Consider the following 15,231-nt stretch of genomic DNA (forward strand, 5'->3'; position numbering starts at 1 on the left):
TTATTTACAGCCAATGATAGCCGTTTTCTACCCTTGTTTTGTGGAGTGCCTATGACCGGCACTGTGGGCGATCGGATCGTCGCCGAACGAGACCGCCTCGGCATTCAGCAAGGAGATATCTGTGCATGGACTGGTGTCAGTCGAAGAACGCAGTTCGCATACGAACAAGGCGAACGATTTCCTGACGCAAGCTATCTCGTTACGTTGATCGAACATGGCTTTGACGTGCCGTACATCCTCACTGGAAAGCGCCCTCCTCGTTATGGAGCAATCGACGAAGATCTGTTACGCGCCGTGTTTAATGCCGTCGAAGCTGCACTTTCCGACGCCGGCCAACCCGTCAATACAGGAAAGAAAGCCAAGCTCGTCGCCCTCGTCTACCAAACTTCCGCTGAAAACGGTCAGGTCGATCCCCTGGTCGTGCAGAAGGCGGTCGGCCTTATCGGCAATTAACAAACGGCAGACGCGACCGCAACATCAGTTTCGGCCAGCGCCGCGCGGATCATCCGTGCAAACTCAACGGCGTGCGCTCCGTCGCCGTGCAGGCACAACGTTTGGGGTTTCACCTCAAACCAGCTGCCGTCACACGCACGGACGCGGCCGTCACACGCCATGTTGATCGCCTGCCGACAGGCTTTGTTGTCGCTATCGAGAACCGCGTTCGGTTCGGATCGAGGCACCAGCTTGCCCGCCGGCGTATAGGCGCGGTCAGCGAAAGCTTCGTCGATCGCAACGAGCCCTTCTTCCCGTGCAATCCTGACGAGCTGGCCGCCTGCAAGGCCGAATACCGCAAGCTCGGGATCGAAGTCGCGGATCGCATGAACAATGGCGCGGGCGAGATCTGAATCCTCCTCGGCCTGGTTGTAGAGCGCGCCATGAGGCTTGACGTGAGTTACCCGGCCGCTCAGCCCCGCGACGACCGCAGCATGAGCACCCACTTGGTATTGCACGCCGGCGTACACCTCTTCCGGCGGCAGGACCATTGCAGTTCGACCGAAATTCTCCCGGTCCGGGAAACTCGGATGCGCGCCGATCGCCACACCCCGACGTATTGCCTCCGACGTGACGCGGCGCATGGTCAGGGGGTCACCCGCGTGCCATCCGCATGCGACGTTGACTGAAGTGGCGTACGCGAGCAGCTCGGCATCGTGGGGAAAGCCCTCGCCGAGATCGACGTTCAGATCAATTCTTTTCGCGCTCATCCTTGGCCCTCTCCTCTTCAGGTACACAATGGCTGGCTGTACGAACAGCGCCGTCGCCAATAAATACGTTCTCGAAACGGCATGCACTCCCGTCCATCCGCACATGCAACGTGGCAATCGGTTCTTCGGTCGCCTTCCACGGCGTCAGGATCTCTGCACGCTCGCTGGCAGACATATGCGACGTGCTTGCGAGCACCAGAAAAACGTAGGTGCTGATCACGCCAGCGGCCATCATCGCGCTACGCATCGCGACTACCCGCGAGCGCCCTGTTGAGCTTCCAGCAAGCTGATTGGACATGTGCTCTGCGCCGACGGCGCCTCCTCCAGAAACGCTTTGACAGCTGCGCCGTATTCAGCCGGCGCGCGTGCAAGCCATTCCTTCATGCGGGCATCACCCGCCTCGCGAAGATGCGTTCGAAAGCCGTCATCGATCGAGGTGTTTACATCGACGCCAGCCAGCCGCATGGCTGCATAGTTCTCACGGATGCGCGCCGGCAACGTTGCCCACTGACGGCGCTGTACGTCTTTGGCCGCCTTATCGAGCTGGGCTCGCAACTCGTCCCGTAACGCCTCATAACGTGTCTGGCTCATCACGACAAATGACACCGGAAAGGCGTAGTGGATCGCGGTGAAGTTTGGCAACTGTCCGTGAAAAGACCTTCCAACCGCCCCATCGCCTGATGACAGGACACCATCCAGCGCGCCAATCCGCAGCAGCGCGCGTACGTCCTGAACGGGTAGCGCAGTTGCGCGCATGCCCAAGCCAGTAAGAACCTGGGCAGAGCTGTCGTCGTAGGTTCGTACCCGCAGGCCGGCCATGTCGGTCGGATCTGCCACCGGCCCGCGCGACCATAGCCCGGTCGGTGGCCACGGTGAAATAAACAGCATGTGAAGCCCTGCACGCAACAATGCGCGGCGGTATAGCGGCTCAACCACGCACGTAAGACGCTGGGAGTCGCCAAGTGAATGCACCTGGAATGGCAGCGTAGGCAACTCGAATATCGGATCCAGCTGTGCGAGCGAGCCGCCAAACACGTCCGCGACCTGCAACCGTCCGTCCTGAACCGCCAATACAAGATCCGGCGCGCCAGCTTTCGCCTTGAACTCCGGTTTGCCCAAAACCTTGCCGCCTGTCTGATCGGCCAGCGCGCTGGCGAAAAACGCGACGCCTCGTCCTGCGACCGTGTCGGCCGGATACGCGGTCGCGATCGACCAGGTCTGCTGCGCGCGGGCAGGCTGAAGCCCTACACAGCAGACCAGCGTGCTGGTGACAGCCAGCCAGTTAAATAGTTGTCCTAATCTGCTCATCTTTATTTCAAGGCGGACTGCCGGAGACGAGGGGGAGGCCGCCAGTTTCCGGTGCGAGAGGCGCATCGACGGCCTGTTAGACAAGACTCTAGCCGGAAAAGCGTGGGTAATTCCGTTTCCGAATTACCATTCCCAAACGCCAACGCCTTTGATATGATCAAATGTTTGGCCGCGCGTCACTGGCCTATTTGATCAGTCCGCTACTGACGGCCATGGCAGCCGCCTTGTTGATGTTAGGCGTGCCCATTTTGTTGTCGATTCTCGGATACACGACGCCGTAGACAGTCTTCACGGACACCCCAAGCGCTTCCGCAACGTTGGCCGCCGTTCCACCGTCGTGCACCATTCGCAAAACTTTCAGCTCCTGCTCGCTCAGGCTGAACTGGCTGGCTGCCTGCTGTCGCAGGCCGGCCAGACGCCAGTCAAGCAGCTCGCACGTAAGCAGGCGCAGCGAGCGGCGGTTGCGCCACAGAACTTCCTCCCCTGCCTCCGTGCGTTTTGCGTTGCTCGCCTGAAGCATGACAAAGACCGAACCGGTACCTGAATGCACAGGACAAACCAGGTTATTGCGGAAACCGTGTGCCGCCGCTTGGGTTGCCAGCCAGTGTGCATCGCTGTACAGATCCAGTCGGGACGACAGTACCGGCGTCACGTTGCGTTTTGCATATTCGAGCAACGGATCATTCATGTACCACACGTGGTCTATGTACTTGTTCAGCCATGCGGGATCGCAGCCGGCAAGATAGCGATGCTCAATGACATCGCCAGACTTTTCATCGAGCACGAGCCAGCTGAAGATGTATTGTTCAGCACCGAGTGCCTGCGTCACGGCCCGCGCAATCCGCAACAACTCCGCCTCATGGCGGCAATGCTCGATTTCGCCAATCTGGTCGAGGCAATTGCCAGCCAACCCGGGACGTTGCGCAGCGCGCCCCCCGCTCTCTGACAGGTAACGTTGCCGCAAAGCGAGGTAAGAGCCTTGCAGGCTGTCGCCATATGGGTCCGCCGACGCGAAATCATGAAGCTCGGCCTCAGCATCGACGAGAAATACCTGCGTCAACGTAACGCCGCCCGCGCGAACGAGCTGACGCTCAAGCGCGAAGAGATCGCTCCCTCCCCGACGCAGGCGCAACGTGACTTCATCGCGGCCGAGCCGATTCACACCTTCATAGACGACCTCTCCCAGTCCGTCCGCTGCTCTATCTGTAGCCAGCGTAACCATGCGACTAGGCCGCCCTAGCGATCGGAAGCGCCGCCGCCGGCACCGGTTCGGAAAAATAGAAACCCTGGACCGTCACGTCACCAAAACGCGAGAGCCACGCAACCTGCTGCTGCGTCTCGACGCCTTCAATCACCAATGACAGCCCAAGGTCGCGCGTCAGGCCGATCAGGTGCGTCAGCATCGCCGACGAAGCCTTCTTGGCGGGCACCCCGCGCGTGAAATGCCGGTCGATTTTCACGCCGTCGATCGACAGGTTGACGAGGTTTGACAGCGACGAATAGCCGGTACCGAAATCATCGAGAAGGATCTTCGCCCCTGCCCGGCGCAACGCTTCGAGCCGAGTCCTGACCAAAGCCGACTCATCAAGAACAACCGTTTCTGTTACCTCCAGCTGCAACCGGTCAGGCTCAATCATGTAGTCATTCAGGCATCGCGTAACAGCGCGAACCACATTGCCCGTGGTGAGCTGCACAGGCGATACATTGATTGATAGAGTCAGTGGTCGCGGATCCGTGTCCTGCCATTCCCGAAAGTCCTGGCACGCCTGTTCAAGCACGAATTCACCGATCTGTACGATGAACCCGCTCGACTCGGCAAACGGGATGAATTCGCCTGGCAGTAACACGCCCTTTGTGGGATGTCGCCAGCGCACCAGGGCTTCGACGCCGCGCAGTTCGCCATCGAGGCTAACGATAGGTTGATATTCGAGGAAAAACTCACGATTGATGATGGCGTACTGCAACTCCTGATGCCGTTCAATATCGTGCAAGGCGCGCTCGGACAGTGCTGGCGTGTAGGTGCAGTGCTGGCTGACATTGGCGGGCTTGCCCGTCTCCTTGGCCGCATACATCGCGAGATCCGCTTGCGTGAGCAAGCCGAACTCGTTATCAACTGCATTCCTGTGGACCGCGATGCCGATGCTCACACAGATCAGATAGCTGTTGCCGCGCATGACGAACGGGCGCTCGAACGCCTTGATCACAACATCGGCCAGATCTCCGGCTTTCCTCGCTGCGTCGTCATCCTCTACCAGAATGACAAACTCGTCTCCGCCGATACGTGCAAGCAGTCGCTCTTTTCCAACCACATCGGCAAGTCGATGCGCAACCTTGAGCAGGAGTTCGTCACCCGTCTTGTGGCCCAGCGTGTCGTTAATCTTCTTGAAATTGTCGAGGTCGATATACAGCATCGCGAGCCGCGCCGATGCACCCAAGGCATCCATTCGCCGGCGAAGCGTTTGCGTAAGCAGGTGACGATTCGGCAATCCTGTCAGCGAATCGGTTTCAGCCAAACCCTGTAACTTGCCCATCATCACGGTGATAAAGCCTGCTGCCGTGAGCAACAAAGCACTGATGACGGCTGCCATCACAAGGTACAGCACCTTCGCGTGCTGGTAGCCAGCCAGCTCGTCGCGCTCTGACAGTCCGACGAGAACAGCAACAGGATATTGGGAGATGTGTCGATACGTCACTAACCGGCGAACGTGATCGACGGGATCACTGAACACACGGCCTTTCGCGCCCACCATTTCGCGATATGCCGCTGCGGGTGGACCTGTGGGCGACGCCTTACCCAACCCCGTCCGCCGGGACAGCAGATAGCCGTTATCCGATATGACGGCAAGCATGCCGCGAGGTCCGAGTGTGTCGAGATTGTAAAAGCCGTCGGTAAGGAAATCGGGGTTCTCCGAAACCACGACCACACCCGCGAACGATCCGTCAGGGTTGTTCAAACGGCGCGTGAACTGCAACGTCCATTGGTTCGACAAGCGACCGAGCACGGGCTGGCTGATATACAGGCCAGCCTCGGGGTTGGTCTGATGGATCAGAACGTGAGGCCGGTCACTGAGATTCACCTGTTTCCCGCCAGGTGTTGTCGTCTGCAACACATCCCCGTTCGGCCCTACGATCGTCACCTGCAGGGCGGTGTCGGCTGAGATCATTCCTCGCTGGTCATATGCAGCCAGGTCGAACGTGGCCGGCGAGCGCTCATACTCGAACTTCACCCACCGAACGACCATGTCGGCATCGTGCACCGTCTTGGCAATGTGAGCGGAAAACGACGACGCCAGTTCGGCGGTGGCGGCAGCAGCGGTTTCCCGCGCCTCCCTGCCCTCCGTCTGGATGCGGACAATGGCAGCAATCCAAATCGCGATGACAAGTGCGACGGCCATCACCGGGATCCAGACCACAGACCGCGCTGGCCGTATCTGCACCCAATCCTTGAGTCCCCATCTGATCAGCCCGCTTTTCGCATCCGCCATAGCGGCGCCTCCTCGTTGCTGGACCAAGTCACCGCCATTGCGATCCATAAGACGAATGTAGGCATGGTACGAACCCCTTAGCGCGATGGCAAGTGCTTCCGTCCGGCACATTTGTCAACGCTGGGGTTCGCTCCTTGGTCGCGAAAGATGGTCTTGCGCCCGTGTGGGTAGGCTCAGCGGCAATTGTCCGCGGCCTCCGGAGCCTTCGAAACGAGCCGACAACATTCAGTGCCCCGCTTTTCGCCAGTTCGATGATAGACACGTTGCGCATCGCCTATACTGTATATCCATACAGCTTTTGTGATGCAGAATCATGTCGCTCAAAATCGAGGATTTCGAGCCCGTCTCCAATGGAGACCTGCGTGATCTATGGCGGGTTTGCCGCGATCCAGCCCTTCGTCGCCTAATCCTAGAGGTGGTGCGCTACCGGCGCGTCATAGACAGAGCGCATGCTGAGGCCCTGGAAATTCATTACGGCCTGGGAGCAAATAACCAGGGGAAAATTGTTGGTGCTGCGAAGTCGCTATTAGCTCGCCTACAGGACGAGCACGTCCGACTCGGATCACAAGGTGGCATCATGATCAAATTGCCGACGGACGGTCAATATGCCGGTAAGCGTTGGTGAACCAAGGATGTGCGGCACAACCGTAGCTCTACAGGAGCGATTCGTTAATCTCAGACTTCGGTTTCGGGCGCCGCGGTGGAATCGGCGCCGGCGCGGCAGCCATCTCGTTAGCGGGAAACAGGTTTAGGAACGAACGCGCCTCGTCCGTTGTCCGGCACCCAAGCCAGTCTTGGTATTGCTCAGGCCGCAGGATGATCACCGATCGCTTCTCAGCCCCCGGCTTATGAAAGCGCCGCATGAGCGCATGGTTCTCGGCATTGACGGTAAGCATCGTGAACGACAACGAAGGGCCGTCTGGATCGATCCAAGCGCGCCACAGGCCGGCGAGAGCGAGTGGCTGGCCAGAGCCCAAGCCGATCCGCCAGCGCACCGGCGATCCGGTCTCATAGTTCGGCTCGTAAAAACTGCGTATCGGGATCAGGCAGAGCTGGAGATTCTTCCATGCTCCGCTGAAGCTGCGCTTCTCCCCGATCGACTCAGCGCGTGCATTCATCGTGTCGAAAAGCTTCACACCCTTGGGAATGTGCTTGCGCGGCACAATGCCGAAGGTGGCAGGATCGGTCAGCCGCTCGCCGCTGTCCATGCGCAGGATGGGCGCCGAGTAGTCTTTCCACGTCTCAGGTGGATAATCAAAGGTGGGGCGCGGAAATTCGCTGAATGCCTCGAAATCGATTTCTTTAGATGGATCGTAGTTTGCGCACATGGGCCACCTCCTGCCTTAATGATAGCGCTGAGTTAGGCCGTTTTTCGGAGTGACATCATGGACTCGACAGACCTTCCAGACGCAACCCTCGACTGCTGGGTCGAACGAGCGGAACTGCTTCGTCTAAACCCGCGCGCGTCCGCGGCCGATATCGCCAGCATTTCCCACTGGCCGCGATACACACTGGATCCTGAACTGGCGGAGCCAATCATCGAGCGCGCGCAGATCGTCGTCGATGAGATCGATGATCCGGGGCGCGGAATTGTTTTTTTTGCTCGCCGGCCGTATGCCGAGCCAGTTTCGATCTTCGTAGACCACCGCGAGTTCCATGGCGATACCTACCTCGACGCGGCCATGATCTGCTACATCGCGTCGGTCTTTGGGCCAGAAGTTGAATATCAACTGCTCTGGGATGACGGAACATCGCGCTATGAGCCGTATGAATAGATTCGCAGCAGGCTTTGTGGCAAGAAGATTGGTTGATTCGCCGCCGCGCGCGGCAAGGAGATAAGCATGACGCACGAGGAATTCGAGGCACACGTCGCCATGTTGCTGCGTGATCAGCCGCGCGGTACAACTGCAGATCTGACTGACTTCGCGGCTGCCTACTGGGACGGCGAGCGAGTGCGCTACGCGTTCCTTCACGGAGACGGCCAAGACGCGCTCGACGAAGAATTCGACCTAACTGGGGTGCGCTGAAGATCCGGACTTTTACGCACGCTTGCGTTCCGCTACGCCTTGATGGGTAAGGCTTCCTGCTTCTCGTGGAGTCGTCGTATGGACTTCGGCGAGACAAACACGCGAAGTCGTTGATTTAAGGGTGACTCGACGAAAGGGGCGACAAAGTACGCCAGCAAGGGCGAAGGCCTTTAGTTGGGTAGGGGTAAGGATTCGGGCGATTTTGCGTAACATCGCCCGACAAACCCCGTCGTTCAAGGCTCTCAGCGGGCCGGTTGGTTCTGCCGTTCTTGTCCCAATTGAACAACTCAGGGTTTACATAGGCACAATATAACCTTGAAATTCCATGTCGCAACTGTATTTTCCAAACTGAGGTTTGAGGCGCAGTGGACCGATTAAGCGCCTCAAACCCCAAACTCTATTAACTCATTACTGGGTAGAAAAAAATGTCAAACCACATTAATCCCGGACCAAAGCCAAAACGCAAAGATGGTAAAGATGACAGAAGGCATCACGTCGACCCGCCAACTAAACCGAAGCATCCAACGCTCCCAGTACATACCCCCCCAAAGAAGAAATAATAAGCACGACAGGAGCGCGATCAAGGCCCGGACCGCGATGGGCCTATCATTTGGGTGTTCGTCCCAGTTGAAGCTAGCTTTAACTGGGACGAAACGGCTAAACGTACTTTGTCGCCCCAGTCGTCAAACCTCCTCATTTATATGATGGTGCCGAGCGAGCATTCCGCCGTAATTGGCAGCGAGCGGCTCAGGAACGACCCGCTCGACCATGTCATTCATTTTTCAACTTCGGTCTGTCTTTTTGCGTTGACTACCTTCCACTTAGGTAGCCAAAGGCGCGAGCCAGGAGAACCAATCGGGCCTGACAAGCTCGTTCGACTATAATTTTGGTCACGGTTCGTCCTTCGCTGTCGACTACCGCGAGACGAAGTCGGCCGCCATCAAAGTAGTTCCCGGCTCAACAGCTCAGCGCATGGAGGCGGGCCCCGGTCGGAATGAGCCCGACAGGCGCCCGTGGTACTTGAGATACGCAAAATATCCGTGAGGTCGAAGGTTCGAGGTACAAGCGGGAAGACTGGTGCTGTTTACGGTCCATCTGGCATTTGATGCCGATGTTTAGATTTTTGGCCTGACAACGCGCCGTCAACGTAGTAGGCGAGACGTGAAACTTGATTTCAAAAGCGGACGAAATGGAAATCCCTCAGGCGACCGTTGAAAGCATTGAAGCAGCTGTACGGAAATTGGCAGGCCCAGACGCGGGCGAGCTTCGCCTGCCAGCTCCCAGCAAGTTTATGTCTTTCTTTGCTGACGCAGGTTTGCTGCAGCTTGTTATCAGTTGGGCGAGGAAAAGTGCTGATGGTCGTGCGAGATTTGACGGCATAGACAGTTCCGACGGTGGATTTACCGGGAAGTTAGAAACACTTCTAGGCCGGCCATACGCGTTGGCAGCTTGGGTAATGGCGAAGGTCCTCACCGACACTAACGGAAAACGGATAGGCCGCTCTGAGGGGCGCGTCTACACAAATTACCTCGACGCGATGGATGAGTTTGACTTTCCGCGCACTCATCCATCGAGAGAAGGCGTCAACCTGCTTTGCGTACAAGGCTCATCGCGTGAGTTTATTCGGCCTTTCTATGAGGGAAGCGATGGCGACAGAAAGCTGCGTCAGTTTGGTGAAATTCGAGTCGTCGTTCAGGCAGCGTTGGCCCACATAGCACAGGAATGGCCTGCGAGGAAACTCCTCGATATATCGGAGGCGGCTACGCAGTTGACCCGGGAACTGATCGAAAACTCTGATTGGTGGGCCAGAGCAGACGAGCGTGGCGTGTTTTATTCAAAGGGAATCCGCGCTATCACCTTCCGCCTGGTGGACGTGGATGACGAACTCGTCGAGCAATTTTCGGGGAACAACACTCATGTCAGAAACTTTCTGATTCAGAGCCTCGCTGAAGACGCAGTGCGACATCCTGCCTTGGGTAGCGACAAGAAAAAGGACCTTCGGCAGCTATCGTTCGTCGAACTTTCAATTGTAGATTCTGGACCAGGCTTGGCTCGTCGCTGGCTGTCCAGCGGTGCAGAAGACAAGCGACAGGTGGCCGACGTATGGGAACTCTCCATTGAGGAGGAGGAGGCGGCGGTCATTTCATGCTTCCGAAAATGGGCAACGTCGTCGGGCGACACGAACCGCGGCATTGGTCTCTTTGCCGTCGCGCGTCTGCTGCGCAAACGAAATGGTTTCTTGCGATTGCGCACTGGACGGCTGTCGTTTCTTTTCGGCACACGCTCCGCGATTTCTGATATTGAGCGTCGGCTCACTTTGGAGAAGAAGGACGTATCCCAGGCATATCTCCGTCTCGAGGATGGGACTCACGTATTCATGGAAGACGGCAAAATGTTGTTTTTCCTCAGGGCCTGGACCAGTGAGGCACTCGGCGCAGTCGAAGGGACTTCGTTCTCTATCTTGCTGCCAGCTTGAGGGGCAAGACAATGCTGATATTTCCCTTTTCTGGGGCGCCTTTCGCCTCTGCTTTTCGCCATAGCGTGCTCATTTTCTTGGGACAGGAGCACGCAGACTGGCCAGAAATCAGTTCCAAATTCGGAGACTGGGCGAAAACCAACGTGGTACCCCCTCGCGCTCTTCTGGTTGCGTCGGACGCACACGCTCGTTCGCTAGCCGATGCTGTAAGAAGCGGTGAAGCGAAGGGCTACACGGAGATTATGGCAAAAGGAGAGCTTGCGATTGCCGGCTTTGATTGTTCCGGTCGCATCATGGAGATCAACGGAACTGCCGCGCCGCTTGACCTGACGCCCTATTTCGAATGCGCTACGGCGGAGTATCTAAAGCAGGCCAGTCAGCGCGGTGACGTAGTGGTCGCAGCTCCGCCGGGGTTCTTCTTCGCGAAGCAATCGGACCGTTATTCAAGCCACTTCCTGCGTGCGGAGTCGTTGCTTAGTGGCACGAGCGCAATAGAGTTACTCTCGATAGCCATGCTGCCGCGGTTTGCCGCTTTCTGCGCGCAGGAGGAGGCTGTTCCGAAAGTCCGCTTGTATATCGACTCGATGGCCATATGGCCCGTCGCTCAGATGCTCGTGCAAATGCACGCTTCGACTGCTGATAACGCTCGGCGTTATTCGATCGAAAGTTTTCGTGGTTATGAGGGCCTTTCACGATGGTCGCCGTTGCCGGGCTCTGCGTTCGTCGTCATATCGGCTTCCACGTCTGGTGGCCTCGAAAACAAGGTTCGACGCAAGCTCGGAAGCACAAGGAACGTTCCTGTCGTCACGCTTATCGGCTTGCAGGCAGATGCGTCTGTCGATGATAAAGAATCAGTCGACCCCCGGTCGACCGTCCTTTTTCAAGTGCCTCGCAAACTCGTCGGCGAACCGGCTCTGGACGGTCTTCGCCGCGAATTCCTACCGGACGTCAAGAATCTGCCGCCAGGCGCGGAAAGTGTGCGGGTTATCGGTGAGCGCTTCCTGAGCCATAACAACAAGCCGAAACTGGCACGGTTAGCACACAAATCACTTGCTCAAAAGAGCAAGCGGATTCTGGCGGAGCTTGCGGAAGCTCATATGGTGCTTGCTGGCCGCCGGAAGGCCGTAGGTAGTCAGTGGTGGTCGTTGTCGCTCGACATAGGCGCATTAATGGCACGCTACGCTAGCGCCGACGGTGTTAAACCGTGTCAACTTGAGGAATGGATACGCAACTATGCGGCGCCAGGCCCAACAGTTGTCGTCTATCCAAAGGACTTGACGCACGGCAAACCATACAATCAGCAACTGGCGCAATGCATTGACGCGTTGTTAAAAAAGCGCGCTCCCGGAACCGTGACCCGCGTCATTGACCACGTGTCGCTCGAAAATCCGGACCCAGAACTCAGCGCGTTTCTGCGAAACGCCGCAGCAATTGTTGCGAGTCCAATCGTATCGAACGGCTTTATCTTCAAACAGATAAGCGCGATGTTGCGCATTGTTCAACCTTCCGGCCCTCGTCTCTATATCGCATTAGCTGTACTGCCGGAATCCGAAGCAAGGTTTAAAGAACTTGGCAGCGACATCGGTTCAAACTCCGCTGATAGTGCGTATCGGTTCAAGCACGCCTTTGCGCTTCCCGTTGGACGTGTCAACAAGGCTGTTCTCTGGGATGAGGAAGTAGCGCTGCTGGACGAACTGATTGAAACGTGTGAAGCGGAGAAGATTGACGTCCCAGAGCGTCTCGTCCAACGCCGAGACGCAATGCAATCGTCGGAAGGCTTGATCGACGAACTGGCCTTCATGCCCTCGGCTCGCGGCGAACCCCAGCCCCTGTCGGCTGGTTTTCTTCTCTGGGATGTGGACCATCCTCAGGAAGGGCAGAACTTCGGTGCGAGCGTTCTGTTGACCCTTGCTTGCTTTTTGGAGGCGTCAAGATGCGCTCGGTCACAAGACCCAGAGACCTCGCTGCGCAGCGGCGTCTTCCAGCACACGCTGATCGAACCTTCGACGTTCACCCGCTTCAACGACGGCGCGATCCAGGCCGCTCTTTTGCGTGCGGCCTACCCATCTGAGCTGGATTACTCAGTGGACAGAGCCGCAAGCCGTGATATGGCCCGATTGATCGCAAAATTCATCGAACTGCATACCTCCCCCGCTGGAAGCGCGGCGCCGGAATTCATATTGGCGCTTCGGCTCGGAAAATTAACTCTGCATAGAGAAGACTTAAGTACAGTCAAAGAAGCTTGCTCAGGACTCACTGGCTGGCTCGCAGTTCTAGCAGAACAGTTGTTTCGGGCGAGTTGCGATCAAGCAGGATAAGTTGTTTGGGACTGCGGGGATACCGAATTTATTAGACTGCGCCTCTTTAACAATCAATGACTTGCTAAATTACTCGGTCACGCGCCAGATGACGTAGTACCGAAAAAATTGGACTTGCCGGATTTGTGACGCAAATTTGTTGGATTAGCCGGAAGTTATCTGTTGAAATTTGGTTAATTGTCCGGGTACGTGTCCCATCAAAAATGCTAACGCGTTCACGGATAACCCTTAGCGATCGGACGGCGAGGGATCAACGCGGTGCAGAGTCACGAGGGCTGGACGCCCGGATCTCCTGCAACTCTTCCGTGAGCCCCGCAACCTTCCGCTCTAACTGATCGATCCGGTCTTGGGTGTAGTCGTAGCTTGTATGTTCGAGCGCATCGAGCCAAGCGCCGACTGCCGCGGGGGTTCGGCGAAATTTCCCCTGCTCTGGGACAGAATGGTTCGCTGTGTGTGTCATCAGAGGCTCCTCGGAAGATGACGTTCGGCGTTGCGCTAAGTCTTCGGGCTAGACTGCCGTCAGGCCGCCATCGACCGGCAGGTCGATGCCAGCGACGTAGCTGCTCTGATCGGAGGCGAGGAATAAAGCTGCGGAGGCGATCTCCTCGGGGCGCGCCAAGCGTGCCAGAGGCGTCATCGCAGTGATTTGGTTTCTCGCTTCGGCCGCGCCCTCTTTGGATGGGAACTGGTCGTCGAACATTGGCGTGTCGACCGCGCCAGGGCTCAACACGTTGGTCCTGATCTTTCGTTCCTTGAGTTCGCTGGTCCACGTCCGGGCAAATGACCGGAGCGCTGCTTTGGTGGCGCTGTAGGTGCTGCGGCCCGGAAGCCCTTTGTTCTTCCCAGCGGACGCCACGAGGATGATGGAAGCACCATCGTTCAAGTAAGGCAGCGCCCTTTGAACGGTGAAATAAGTGCCGCGGGCGTTGGTGTTGAAGGTCTTGTCGAAATGCTCAGGCGTGGCTGCGGCGGTCATCGTCTTTTCGACGAAAGCCGCGCCAGCAAAAATCACATCGATCTTGCCTTTTTTCGCGACTGTCTCGTAAAGACGGTCGAGGTCATCGAGTTTGGCGATGTCGGTCTTTACACCGGTGACATTCGAGCCGATCTCCGCGATGGCCTTGTCGAGTTCGGCCTGCCGGCGGCCGGCGATAAAAACGTAGGCGCCCTCTTCAACGAACCTTTTTGCGGTCGCGAGGCCGATGCCGCTGCTACCCCCCGTCACGAGGGCGATCTTGTTATTCAATAAAGACACTATGGTTCTCCCTGTCTAGTGAAACGTGCGGCCTGCACCGCGTTCAGATTTGCGTCCAGCCGCCATCGACCGGAAGCTCGGCGCCGGTCGTGAAGGTCGCATCGAACGCGAGGAAGAGGACTGCCTTGGCGATTTCCTCCGACGTCCCGAAGCGCTTCATGGGAATAATGCCGACGGTGTGCCCCTTGACCTGTGTACGCATCTCTTCTGTAGGAAACACCTTTTCGAGGATGCCCGTGTCGATGGGGCCGGGGGACACCGCGTTTACTCGGATCTCTTGAGGAAGCAGCTCGGTGGCGAGCACCCGGGCGAATGACCGCAGCGCAGCCTTGGCGGCTCCGTATGTGGCTTGGCCCGGTAGTCCCTTGACGTTGGCGACGGAGGTCGTGAGGACAACGGAGCCTCCCCGATTGATCAGCGGCGCGAGCTTCTGGACCGCGAAGAAGGGGCCCTTGGCGTTCAGGTTGAACATCTCGTCGTAGACGGCTTCGGTCACGCTCCCGAGAGGCGTTGGAATGCTGAACCCGGCGTTGACGAAAAGCAGGTCGATGGTGTCGAACTTGGTCTTCACCTGAGCGGCGAGGGCGTCGATGTCGGTCAACGACCGCGCGTCGCTCGAAACCACGATAGCGCCGTCCCCAAGCTCTTGCTGCGCCGACTCCAGGCCGGCCTGCGAGCGGCCTGTCACCAGAACGCGCGCTCCCCCGTCGAGGAGCATCTTCGCCGTCGCGAGCCCCATGCCGCTTGTGCCGCCGATAATCACCACCTTTTTATCTTGGTACCGGTTCATATGTATTCTCCTTGAGAAGTTGAGGCTGCTTTGCTGATATTTAACTATTTAGTATGACTATTTATTTACAAATACCGTAAGACCCGTGGACGATCATGTAACTCCGCAATCGCCTGCTGAGTCTGATCACCGCAACCATTTCGCCGCGACCGCCGCTCCTTCAGGACACCGCCCGCAAGGATTCCGTGTATGACCAGTTGACGCCGGAGACATTGACGACGGCCTGCCACGCGGCTTCTTGATTAGCGCCATCGAGGAGGTGTGGGTGGCGCTGCGCCTCAATTGGGCCTGAGAACTTCCCTTGAGCCGAGGCGAAGAATTGCCCTGAGACGTCGGTTCCGAACTCCGAGGCCTGGAGGTACCGACGGGC

At 57.6% G+C, this 15,231-nt stretch carries 16 protein-coding genes; 6 read left to right on the forward strand and 10 right to left on the reverse strand.

Features of this window, described 5'->3' with window-relative positions:
- Window positions 1-51 precede the first annotated feature (51 nt).
- Window positions 52-453, forward strand: coding sequence for a helix-turn-helix domain-containing protein (locus ACSQ83_RS26445; protein WP_120311505.1), 402 nt, complete (start codon window positions 52-54; stop codon window positions 451-453).
- Here the strand turns inward: ACSQ83_RS26445 and pxpA are convergent.
- From pxpA to ACSQ83_RS26470, 5 genes are all read right to left on the reverse strand, one after another.
- On the reverse strand, window positions 450-1,202 hold the full coding sequence (gene pxpA / locus ACSQ83_RS26450) for a 5-oxoprolinase subunit PxpA (RefSeq protein ID WP_436230185.1): 753 nt from the start codon (window positions 1,200-1,202) through the stop codon (window positions 450-452). The genes ACSQ83_RS26445 and pxpA overlap by 4 nt on opposite strands.
- A complete protein-coding gene (locus tag ACSQ83_RS26455; protein WP_436230186.1) occupies window positions 1,183-1,449 on the reverse strand; it encodes a hypothetical protein in 267 nt (88 codons plus the stop codon). The genes pxpA and ACSQ83_RS26455 overlap by 20 nt, the downstream gene beginning before the upstream one ends.
- Before the next feature lie 5 nt (window positions 1,450-1,454).
- Window positions 1,455-2,510: a TRAP transporter substrate-binding protein DctP gene (gene dctP, locus ACSQ83_RS26460; protein WP_436230187.1), complete on the reverse strand. Its 1,056-nt coding sequence runs from the start codon at window positions 2,508-2,510 to the stop codon at window positions 1,455-1,457.
- 184 nt (window positions 2,511-2,694) lie between these two features.
- Window positions 2,695-3,732 carry an autoinducer binding domain-containing protein gene (locus ACSQ83_RS26465; protein WP_436230188.1) on the reverse strand — a complete coding sequence of 346 codons (1,038 nt, stop codon included), beginning with the start codon at window positions 3,730-3,732 and terminating at the stop codon, window positions 2,695-2,697.
- 4 nt (window positions 3,733-3,736) lie between these two features.
- The gene (locus ACSQ83_RS26470) at window positions 3,737-5,995 is read right to left on the reverse strand and encodes a bifunctional diguanylate cyclase/phosphodiesterase (protein WP_436230189.1); all 2,259 of its coding nucleotides are present in this window, start codon (window positions 5,993-5,995) and stop codon (window positions 3,737-3,739) included.
- A 313-nt stretch (window positions 5,996-6,308) separates the two neighbouring features.
- On the opposite strand from ACSQ83_RS26470, the gene ACSQ83_RS26475 reads away from it, so the two are divergent.
- Window positions 6,309-6,620, forward strand: a complete 312-nt coding sequence (locus ACSQ83_RS26475; protein WP_436230190.1) for a hypothetical protein — start codon at window positions 6,309-6,311, stop codon at window positions 6,618-6,620.
- Between the two features lie 28 nt (window positions 6,621-6,648).
- Here ACSQ83_RS26475 and ACSQ83_RS26480 read toward each other — a convergent pair whose 3' ends face one another.
- Complete coding sequence (locus ACSQ83_RS26480; RefSeq protein WP_436230191.1) at window positions 6,649-7,323, reverse strand: SOS response-associated peptidase; 675 nt, start codon at window positions 7,321-7,323, stop codon at window positions 6,649-6,651.
- 57 nt (window positions 7,324-7,380) lie between these two features.
- On the opposite strand from ACSQ83_RS26480, the gene ACSQ83_RS26485 reads away from it, so the two are divergent.
- The 4 genes from ACSQ83_RS26485 (at window position 7,381) to ACSQ83_RS26500 (ending at window position 12,816) form a co-directional block, all read left to right on the forward strand.
- Window positions 7,381-7,770 carry a phage protein NinX family protein gene (locus ACSQ83_RS26485; RefSeq protein WP_436230192.1) on the forward strand — a complete coding sequence of 130 codons (390 nt, stop codon included), beginning with the start codon at window positions 7,381-7,383 and terminating at the stop codon, window positions 7,768-7,770.
- A gap of 66 nt (window positions 7,771-7,836) precedes the next feature.
- Window positions 7,837-8,022 (forward strand): hypothetical protein, encoded by a 186-nt coding sequence (locus ACSQ83_RS26490; protein WP_436230193.1) that lies wholly within the window; start codon window positions 7,837-7,839, stop codon window positions 8,020-8,022.
- A gap of 1,189 nt (window positions 8,023-9,211) precedes the next feature.
- A complete protein-coding gene (locus tag ACSQ83_RS26495; RefSeq protein WP_436230194.1) occupies window positions 9,212-10,498 on the forward strand; it encodes a hypothetical protein in 1,287 nt (428 codons plus the stop codon).
- Between the two features lie 11 nt (window positions 10,499-10,509).
- The gene (locus ACSQ83_RS26500) at window positions 10,510-12,816 is read left to right on the forward strand and encodes a hypothetical protein (protein WP_436230195.1); all 2,307 of its coding nucleotides are present in this window, start codon (window positions 10,510-10,512) and stop codon (window positions 12,814-12,816) included.
- 250 nt (window positions 12,817-13,066) lie between these two features.
- On the opposite strand, the gene ACSQ83_RS26505 is transcribed toward ACSQ83_RS26500, so the two are convergent.
- The 4 genes from ACSQ83_RS26505 to ACSQ83_RS26520 all read right to left on the reverse strand — a co-directional run.
- Window positions 13,067-13,276 carry a hypothetical protein gene (locus tag ACSQ83_RS26505; RefSeq protein ID WP_436230196.1) on the reverse strand — a complete coding sequence of 70 codons (210 nt, stop codon included), beginning with the start codon at window positions 13,274-13,276 and terminating at the stop codon, window positions 13,067-13,069.
- 48 nt (window positions 13,277-13,324) lie between these two features.
- Complete coding sequence (locus ACSQ83_RS26510; RefSeq protein WP_132067690.1) at window positions 13,325-14,071, reverse strand: SDR family oxidoreductase; 747 nt, start codon at window positions 14,069-14,071, stop codon at window positions 13,325-13,327.
- A gap of 43 nt (window positions 14,072-14,114) precedes the next feature.
- Window positions 14,115-14,861 carry an SDR family oxidoreductase gene (locus ACSQ83_RS26515; RefSeq protein WP_436230197.1) on the reverse strand — a complete coding sequence of 249 codons (747 nt, stop codon included), beginning with the start codon at window positions 14,859-14,861 and terminating at the stop codon, window positions 14,115-14,117.
- 160 nt (window positions 14,862-15,021) lie between these two features.
- Window positions 15,022-15,231: hypothetical protein (locus ACSQ83_RS26520; protein ID WP_436230198.1), on the reverse strand; the 210-nt coding region annotated here is incomplete at its 5' end.

Source organism: Caballeronia sp. LjRoot29, assembly GCF_964252755.1.
Classification (GTDB): Bacteria; Pseudomonadota; Gammaproteobacteria; order Burkholderiales; family Burkholderiaceae; genus Caballeronia.

Coding starts and splice junctions, on each gene's coding strand:
- ACSQ83_RS26445 (WP_120311505.1), top strand. CDS start 52: ATGACCGGCACTGTGGGCGATCGGATCGTCGCCGAACGAGACCGCCTC.
- pxpA (WP_436230185.1), bottom strand. CDS start 1,202: ATGAGCGCGAAAAGAATTGATCTGAACGTCGATCTCGGCGAGGGCTTT.
- ACSQ83_RS26455 (WP_436230186.1), bottom strand. CDS start 1,449: ATGCGTAGCGCGATGATGGCCGCTGGCGTGATCAGCACCTACGTTTTT.
- dctP (WP_436230187.1), bottom strand. CDS start 2,510: ATGAGCAGATTAGGACAACTATTTAACTGGCTGGCTGTCACCAGCACG.
- ACSQ83_RS26465 (WP_436230188.1), bottom strand. CDS start 3,732: ATGGTTACGCTGGCTACAGATAGAGCAGCGGACGGACTGGGAGAGGTC.
- ACSQ83_RS26470 (WP_436230189.1), bottom strand. CDS start 5,995: ATGGCGGATGCGAAAAGCGGGCTGATCAGATGGGGACTCAAGGATTGG.
- ACSQ83_RS26475 (WP_436230190.1), top strand. CDS start 6,309: ATGTCGCTCAAAATCGAGGATTTCGAGCCCGTCTCCAATGGAGACCTG.
- ACSQ83_RS26480 (WP_436230191.1), bottom strand. CDS start 7,323: ATGTGCGCAAACTACGATCCATCTAAAGAAATCGATTTCGAGGCATTC.
- ACSQ83_RS26485 (WP_436230192.1), top strand. CDS start 7,381: ATGGACTCGACAGACCTTCCAGACGCAACCCTCGACTGCTGGGTCGAA.
- ACSQ83_RS26490 (WP_436230193.1), top strand. CDS start 7,837: ATGACGCACGAGGAATTCGAGGCACACGTCGCCATGTTGCTGCGTGAT.
- ACSQ83_RS26495 (WP_436230194.1), top strand. CDS start 9,212: ATGGAAATCCCTCAGGCGACCGTTGAAAGCATTGAAGCAGCTGTACGG.
- ACSQ83_RS26500 (WP_436230195.1), top strand. CDS start 10,510: ATGCTGATATTTCCCTTTTCTGGGGCGCCTTTCGCCTCTGCTTTTCGC.
- ACSQ83_RS26505 (WP_436230196.1), bottom strand. CDS start 13,276: ATGACACACACAGCGAACCATTCTGTCCCAGAGCAGGGGAAATTTCGC.
- ACSQ83_RS26515 (WP_436230197.1), bottom strand. CDS start 14,861: ATGAACCGGTACCAAGATAAAAAGGTGGTGATTATCGGCGGCACAAGC.